This is a genomic window from Advenella sp. (assembly GCF_052108595.1).
GTDB lineage: Bacteria > Pseudomonadota > Gammaproteobacteria > Burkholderiales > Burkholderiaceae_B > Advenella.
Genome location: NZ_JBQEAU010000167.1, coordinates 1 through 7,024 on the forward strand (window position 1 = coordinate 1; position 7,024 = coordinate 7,024).

Annotated in this window: 9 protein-coding genes and 1 pseudogene; 7 read left to right on the plus strand and 3 right to left on the minus strand. The window is 53.7% G+C overall.

From position 1 onward, the window contains the following. The 7 genes and pseudogenes from ACTIKR_RS19795 to ACTIKR_RS19825 form a co-directional block, all read left to right on the plus strand. Positions 1-247, plus strand: a pseudogene (locus ACTIKR_RS19795) (cbb3-type cytochrome c oxidase subunit I); the annotation flags it as partial. Between the two features lie 10 nt (positions 248-257). Continuing rightward, positions 258-917 (plus strand): cytochrome-c oxidase, cbb3-type subunit II, encoded by a 660-nt coding sequence (gene ccoO / locus ACTIKR_RS19800; RefSeq protein ID WP_193087014.1) that lies wholly within the window; start codon positions 258-260, stop codon positions 915-917. A gap of 24 nt (positions 918-941) precedes the next feature. Beyond that, the gene (locus ACTIKR_RS19805) at positions 942-1,112 is read left to right on the plus strand and encodes a cbb3-type cytochrome oxidase subunit 3 (RefSeq protein WP_193087013.1); all 171 of its coding nucleotides are present in this window, start codon (positions 942-944) and stop codon (positions 1,110-1,112) included. Next, positions 1,109-2,011, plus strand: coding sequence for a cytochrome-c oxidase, cbb3-type subunit III (gene ccoP / locus ACTIKR_RS19810; RefSeq protein ID WP_442328797.1), 903 nt, complete (start codon positions 1,109-1,111; stop codon positions 2,009-2,011). The genes ACTIKR_RS19805 and ccoP overlap by 4 nt, the downstream gene beginning before the upstream one ends. Positions 2,012-2,035: 24 nt before the next feature. Next, positions 2,036-3,532 carry a cytochrome c oxidase accessory protein CcoG gene (ccoG, locus tag ACTIKR_RS19815; RefSeq protein WP_442328798.1) on the plus strand — a complete coding sequence of 499 codons (1,497 nt, stop codon included), beginning with the start codon at positions 2,036-2,038 and terminating at the stop codon, positions 3,530-3,532. Between the two features lie 14 nt (positions 3,533-3,546). Then, complete coding sequence (locus ACTIKR_RS19820) at positions 3,547-3,780, plus strand: FixH family protein (RefSeq protein ID WP_442328799.1); 234 nt, start codon at positions 3,547-3,549, stop codon at positions 3,778-3,780. Between the two features lie 2 nt (positions 3,781-3,782). Continuing rightward, positions 3,783-4,037: a hypothetical protein gene (locus tag ACTIKR_RS19825; protein WP_442328800.1), complete on the plus strand. Its 255-nt coding sequence runs from the start codon at positions 3,783-3,785 to the stop codon at positions 4,035-4,037. A gap of 239 nt (positions 4,038-4,276) precedes the next feature. Here the strand turns inward: ACTIKR_RS19825 and ACTIKR_RS19830 are convergent, their stop codons facing one another. The 3 genes from ACTIKR_RS19830 to ACTIKR_RS19840 form a co-directional block, all read right to left on the minus strand. Beyond that, positions 4,277-5,035, minus strand: coding sequence for a helix-turn-helix domain-containing protein (locus ACTIKR_RS19830; RefSeq protein ID WP_442328801.1), 759 nt, complete (start codon positions 5,033-5,035; stop codon positions 4,277-4,279). Between the two features lie 315 nt (positions 5,036-5,350). Beyond that, positions 5,351-6,109: an ABC transporter ATP-binding protein gene (locus tag ACTIKR_RS19835; protein WP_442328802.1), complete on the minus strand. Its 759-nt coding sequence runs from the start codon at positions 6,107-6,109 to the stop codon at positions 5,351-5,353. Beyond that, positions 6,106-6,921: an ABC transporter ATP-binding protein gene (locus ACTIKR_RS19840; RefSeq protein ID WP_442328803.1), complete on the minus strand. Its 816-nt coding sequence runs from the start codon at positions 6,919-6,921 to the stop codon at positions 6,106-6,108. Before ACTIKR_RS19840 ends, ACTIKR_RS19835 begins: the two co-directional genes overlap by 4 nt. Between the last annotated feature and the right edge of the window lie 103 nt (positions 6,922-7,024).

Below are 7,024 nucleotides of genomic sequence, written 5' to 3' on the forward strand. Positions count from 1 at the left end.
GGAAGGGCTGATGTGGCGTTCAACAGAAGCGGACGGTACGTTGACCTATGCTTTTATTCAGGCGCTGGCATCTAAATATGTGCTGTACATCATCCGCATCGTAGGCGGGATGTGTTTCCTCAGTGGCGTGTTGGTGATGTTCTACAACATGATCATGACCATCAAGGGACTCAAGGGTGTCAATCCGCAAGTACCTGAATTGGTCGGCCATGATGCCCGCATTGCTCAACCTGCTACTGCTGTTTAAGAGATTTATTATGACGAATCAAAAAAAGCGTTTGTTTACCCATGAGACACTGGAAAAAAACGTCGGGCTTCTGATTATCTTTTCGATCCTCGTCGTTGCCGTTGCCGGTCTGGTGCAAATCGTGCCACTGTTTTTCCAGCATTACACCACCAAGGCGGCACCCGGTGTTGAGCCCCTGCAGGCACTGCAGATCATCGGTCGGGACGTCTACATCAAGGAAGGCTGTGTCGGCTGCCATTCTCAGCAGATCCGGACGCTGCAGTCCGAAGTGTCCCGCTACGGCCCTTATTCGGTAGCCGGCGAGTTCGTTTATGACCATCCGTTTCTGTGGGGGTCCAAACGTACCGGACCCGATCTTGCCCGGGTTGGCGGACGCTACTCGGATGAATGGCACCGTATCCACTTGCGCAACCCGCGTGACGTGGTCAAGGAATCCAATATGCCGGGCTACTACTGGCTGCAGAACAAGGATGTGTCCAATGAAAATATTCAGGCGCGCATGAAGGCATTGCGTACCCTGGGGGTGCCGTATACCGATCAACAAATTAACGACGCACCGGCAGCGCTCAAGGGCAAAACCGAAGAGGACGCCATTATTGCCTATCTGCAAAGCCTGGGCGTGGGATATCTGGCTGCAATGCGTGAGCAAGACGCAACAGCGTCCAACTAGACCAGAACGGGGACAGGTGAACACATGGACATCGTAATCGGAATCATGACCATCGTATCCATTATGACGTTTTTCGGAATCATTGCCTGGGCCTGGTCCAGGCATCGTGTGAGTGATAACGAACAGGCAGCGCATCTGCCGTTTGCCGTCCCTGACGAAGCAACGACAACTCGTGGTGAAGGGTATAAGAAATGAGTGATTTTTTCAGTAATTCTTGGAGTTATTACATTGCCATCGTATCTTTGGCTGGGGTGGCATGGTGCGTGTGGCTGCTGTTTACCCAGCGTCGATGGCTCAAGAGCGCAACGCCGCAGGTCGAAGATACGGGCCATGTCTGGGACGAAGACCTGCGCGAACTCAATAATCCCGTTCCGCGCTGGTGGACGGTTATGTATCTGGGGCTTTGCGTTATCGCACTGGGTATCATGTTGTTGTATCCGGCGCTCGGTTCCTATCCAGGCCTGCTCGGATTTACCTCGGCCAAGCAGGTTGTCGCCGAGCGCGAGGAACAGGCGGCGCAAATCAAACCATTATTTGACAAATTTTCAGCCTTATCTGTTCAGGAACTCGCGGCCAATCCCGAGGCAAATGCCATCGGCAAGCGGCTCTTTCTGAACAACTGTGCGCAATGCCATGGTTCTGATGCCAAAGGCTCGCCCAACTTTCCCAATCTGGCCGACAGCGACTGGCTCTACGGTGGCACACCCGAGGTGATTGTCAAATCCATCACAGAAGGTCGTCATGGTGTAATGGCGCCCCTTGCTGCGGCCATTACACCCTCAGAGGCCAATGAAATTGCCAACTATGTGCGTTCTCTTTCCGGTCTGGCCAGTGATCCGACGCTGCTGGCCGCCGGGCAGGCAGGGTACAAAAAGGTATGTTTCGCCTGTCATGGCATGGATGCCAAGGGAAACCAGGCGTTGGGCGCGCCCAACCTGAGCGATGCGATCTGGCTCGGCGGCAGCTCCCGGGAGACCATTGTCAATACGATTCTGCACGGGCGCCAGGGTGTGATGCCGGCACAGAAACATATTTTGTCTGAAGATCAGATCCGTATTCTGGCCGCATATGTTTGGGGCTTATCCAACAAATAATCACGCATAGAAGAATCGACAATCATGTCAGATAAGCAACCAGCGCAGTCTGCCAATCAGGATGTGCCTGCCTGGCAACCACCAAGATTGGTCCCGGCCCGGGCTGTCTCTGCCGACGACAGTAGTATGCAGGTCGAGGAGATCCGCACAAAAATATATCCGCGCTCCGTGAACGGCGTGTTTGCCAAATGGCGGATTATTCTGGTGCTTGCCACGCAGGCGGTTTTCTATGGCTTGCCCTGGCTTCAATGGAATGGACGCCAGGCGGTGTTGTTCGATCTGGCAGAGCGCAAGTTCTATATCTTTGGGATTGTGCTCTGGCCGCAGGATGTGTTCTATCTGGCAATTATCCTGATCATTTCGGCCTATGGGCTTTTTCTGTTTACAGCGCTTGCCGGCCGGCTGTTTTGTGGATATGCCTGTCCGCAAACGGTCTATACCGAAATTTTCATGTGGATAGAGCGCAAGATCGAAGGTGACCGCGTTGCCCGTATCAGGCTCGATGAGTCTCCAATGAGCTGGCGCAAGTTCAGGGTAAAAGCCGCCAAGCATTTGTTATGGATAGCGGTGGCCTGGTGGACCGGCTCGACTTTCATTGGCTATTTCTCGCCCATTCGGGAGTTGGGCGTTGAGCTCCTGCATTTCGAACTAAGCTTCTGGCAGTGGTTCTGGATGATCTTTTATTCCTTTGCAACCTGGGGCAACGCCGGTTTTATGCGGGAGTCCGTCTGTAAATATATGTGCCCCTATGCCCGCTTTCAAAGCGTGATGGTCGACAAGGACACGTTTGTCGTGACCTATGACCGGATTCGCGGCGAACCGCGGGGTCGTCGCTCCAAGAAAATCATTCCCAGTCAGGCTGGCCTGGGCGATTGCGTTGACTGTACGATCTGTGTGCAGGTCTGTCCGACCGGAATCGACATCAGGGACGGTCTGCAGTATATGTGCATAGGCTGCGGCGCCTGTATCGACGCCTGTGATCAGGTGATGGACAAAATGAATTATCCGCGCGGGTTGATCCGCTATACATCCGAAAGCGGCATGCTCGATAGGCTCGACAGGAAACAGGCCCGCAAGCGTTTGTTCAAGCCCCGCATTTATGTTTACATCGCGTTGCTAAGCATCTTCATTATCGGCTTGCTGGTTTCGCTCTCGCTGCGTTCGCCGTTAAGGGTTGATATCGTACGGGATCGTGGCGTGCTCGGACGGGAGATACCGGGTGGAATGATCGAGAATATCTATCGCATTCAGGTCATCAATATGTCGGAAAAAGACCAGAAATTTGTCCTCAAAGCCACTTCCAAAGATATCCAGCAAGTGACTGTATTGGTCGGAGAAGAGGGTGGGCAACAAATCGACGTGCCGGCTTTTTCCAATCAATGGGTGCCCATGGTCATTCGCGTACCGGTACAGGACTCGGCCAGGGGATTGCATCCATTGTCCCTGCTTATTGAAAACACGGATAAGACCGAAGGCACGTTATCGGCTCAACAAGATACAACTTTTTTTGTCCCTAATTGACAAGGAGCACAAGGATGCAACAGCAGGAACGAGATAGCGGACCGTGGTACAGGGAGCCTTGGCCGTGGCTACTGATGGCCGGTCCCTTTTTGGCCATTATCGGCTGCGTGATTACCATTGTCCTGGCCTTTCAGAGTAATCCCGACCTCGATGTGCGACTGGATGCCCGCAAGCAGGGACTGGTGGTGATTCGCGAAGGGACCGGGCCGTTGGTTCCGGCGGCCCGCAGCAACGTCAAGCGGGAGTGATCATGCGTACTGTTATGTGGATACTTTGGCCGTCGTTTCTTGCTGCTGGATTTGCCAGCGGGGTGGTATTTGCATTGGTTGATCCCCGGGATATTCCCTTGTTCGGGCACATCCGCATATCAAGTGAACTGGCCTATGCAGCCGGTTTTTTCCTCTTCTGGCTGACCGCCGCCTTCTCCAGTACACTTAGTTTTTTCATGGCCAACAGCGGTAATAATCTATCGCTGTTTTCCAGGCAAACCGAACTGGACGATTAATTGCTGAGCACAGGGTTCAATCCCTGCATCGGGGCGCAGCATTGGCCGGCTGTTGCGGTTACTGTTCGGGCCGTCATGCATTGTTGATGAGCGTCTGGATTTGGCTGGTTGTCAAACCCCAATGGCCGTTCCCCGGCGCCTGAACGGCCGCTTTCCTGCATTCGATCGTCTAGCTGCTTCGGGATGCGGTGAAAATGCCGGCTACCATGTTTGGCCTGATGCTCGCGGGACGGGCTCGCTCAGGCAAGCGCCTTGCGCAAGTCCGCACGGTACATATTCTCGTTTTGAATTAACGTCTGCAGACCATTGAAGTCCAGAATTCGTACTTCACGCTGATGGATACGGATCAGTCCTTCCTTGGCAAATCGCGACAGCAGGCGGCTGACCGTTTCAAGCGTCAGACCCAGATAGTTGCCGATTTCCTCACGGCTCATGCGAAGCACATACTCGCTGCCGGAATAGCCCAGACAGGAGAAGCGCTGCGATAAATTGATCAGGAATGCAGCAAGCCTTTGTTCGGAACGCATGGCCCCCAGCGACAGAACCATGCTGTGCGAGCGCGAAATTTCCTGGCTCATCAGGCGCGTGACACGATAGGCCAGTGCCGGAATTTCCTTGGACAGATAACTCAGATCGCTCATGCGGATCACACAAACCTCTGTATCTTCCATGGCAATGGCGTTGGAAACATGCACGTTTTCTGCAAGAGCATCAAGACCGATAATTTCTCCTGCAAAGACAAAACCGGTAATCTGCATGTGGCCGGATTCGTTTTCCAGTTGCAGTTTCATGGATCCGGAGCGGATAGCGTACAGGGCAGTGAGCCTATCGCCTGCCTTAAAAAAGAGGGTGCCTTTGGGGATACGGATGCGTTCCTTGACCAACTCGTTCAGTCGTGTCGCATCTTGTGCATTGAGCCCCTGCGGTACGCAAATATGCCCCAGCACACAAGTATTGCAGTAAACGGAATCCTTGTTTAGAAGCTGATGTTTAATCATGGTATGCGCGTGACCTTGATAGCAATCGAAAATGCCGGAGCGGCGGTAAATTGTAGTTTTTATGATCGGGTATTGCAGCCGGACTGGCGGCTTGCAGTGACACGACACTACACGAACAGCGGGTAACCGTCACAACGTGCAATGCAATAGGGATTATTCGCGTAACCCCCTGATTTTTATTCATATATCTTTCTTACATATTATAACATAGGGCAATCTTACTTCGAGCCGGACACGAGCAGACATGCCTCTGCGAGAGCGGCGGCAGCCACACGGATATAGCGGAAATTACGGTGCTGCCTGGTGCTTGTTGTATCAGACCGCCAGAAAATCGGCTTTCGCCAGCACGTCATGGGAAAGTGCGTCCATGGTGTTCTCGTATTTGATTTGGCCTTTTTCCAGGATGTAAACCCGATCGCACACCTGTTGGGCGAAATCCATGTTCTGTTCAGACAATAGAATGCTTACTCCCTGCTCCTTTAAGGCAAGCACCATCTTTATCATCTGTTCGACCACAATTGGGGCCACGCCTTCGGAGGGTTCGTCCAGCAGCAGCAGGTAAGGGTTGCCCATCAGCGTGCGCGCTACTGCAAGCATTTGTTGTTCGCCGCCACTCATTTGTCCTCCGCGACGTGTACGCATATCGGCCAGATTTGGAAACAGTGTAAAAATCGATTCGACCGACCAGTGAGCCACTGCCTGGCCATCCGGCCAGACGCGCGGTGGCTGTCTGCCGGTATCCAGATTTTCCATGACACTCAGATCGGCGAAAATCCGTCTCTCTTCAGGGACGAAACCGATCCCGGCCCGGGCAATCTGATGGGGCTTGCAGGCAGCAATATTGTGCCCCATAAACTGAATGATGCCATGGTGGTTCACCAGCCCCATGATGCTTTCAATGGTCGTAGATTTGCCGGCGCCGTTGCGGCCCATCAGGGCTACCACTTCGCCTTTTCTGACAGTCAGGTTGATATCAAACAGGATGTGGGCCGCACCATACCAGGCGTTCAGATTCTGCACCTGCAATAACGCTTGCTGTTGACCCGGCTGAGCAGCGGGCAATAAACGGGTCATGGGTGTGCTCCGTCTGCTGTATCTGTCCCAAGGCCCGAAGGGGAGGGTCGGCTGGCGCCTTGTTGCAGATTTAAGCCCGTACCGAAATATACCTGCCGGACTTTGGGATCATCGCGGATTTCGCGCGGGGTGCCTTGCGCAATCAGCTGGCCACGGGCCAGCACCAGTATTCTGTCGGCAAATCCAAACACCACATCCATACTGTGTTCAGTAAACAATACAGCGGTATTGCGCGCCTGGGCGATGTCACGCGTTAATGTCATCAACTCCTGTCGCTCGCGGGGAGCCATACCTGCGGTGGGCTCATCCATCAGCAGGAGCCTGGGTTCACTGGCCAGCGCCATGGCAAGTTCGACGCGTTTGATATCGCCATAAGCCAGTTCCGCGCATGGACGATCTGCTTGCGAGAGCATGCCAACCTGTTCAAGCAATGCGCTGGCCTGCTGTCGGTACAGCCTGTCAGCCGACTGCCATATTTGATAAGTGCGGCGTCCATAGGCGAGCAGGGCATTTTGAATGTTCTGCAGCACGGTGAACGAACTGAAGGTCGCCGCAATCTGAAAGGTGCGGCCCACGCCTTTTTTCCAGATTTGTCTTGCCGGCAGATTGGCAATGGACTCGCCGGCAAGCAGGATACTGCCGTGCGTGACCGGCAACTGCCCGCCGATCATATTGAACGTGGTCGTTTTGCCGGCCCCGTTGGGACCGATCAGCGCCAGCAGTTCGCCCGCCTGCAAATTAAAGCTGATATCGTCCACGGCAATAAAGTCACCGTAGCGTCGGCTCAGATGATTGACCTCAAGCAAATTCATTGTTGCCTTCCTGCAGGTCGTGCTCGACCTTCTCTGCAAAACCACTGTCCGATCCGATTTCCAAGGCCACCCAGGCCTTGCGGAAACAGCAGTACCAATAACA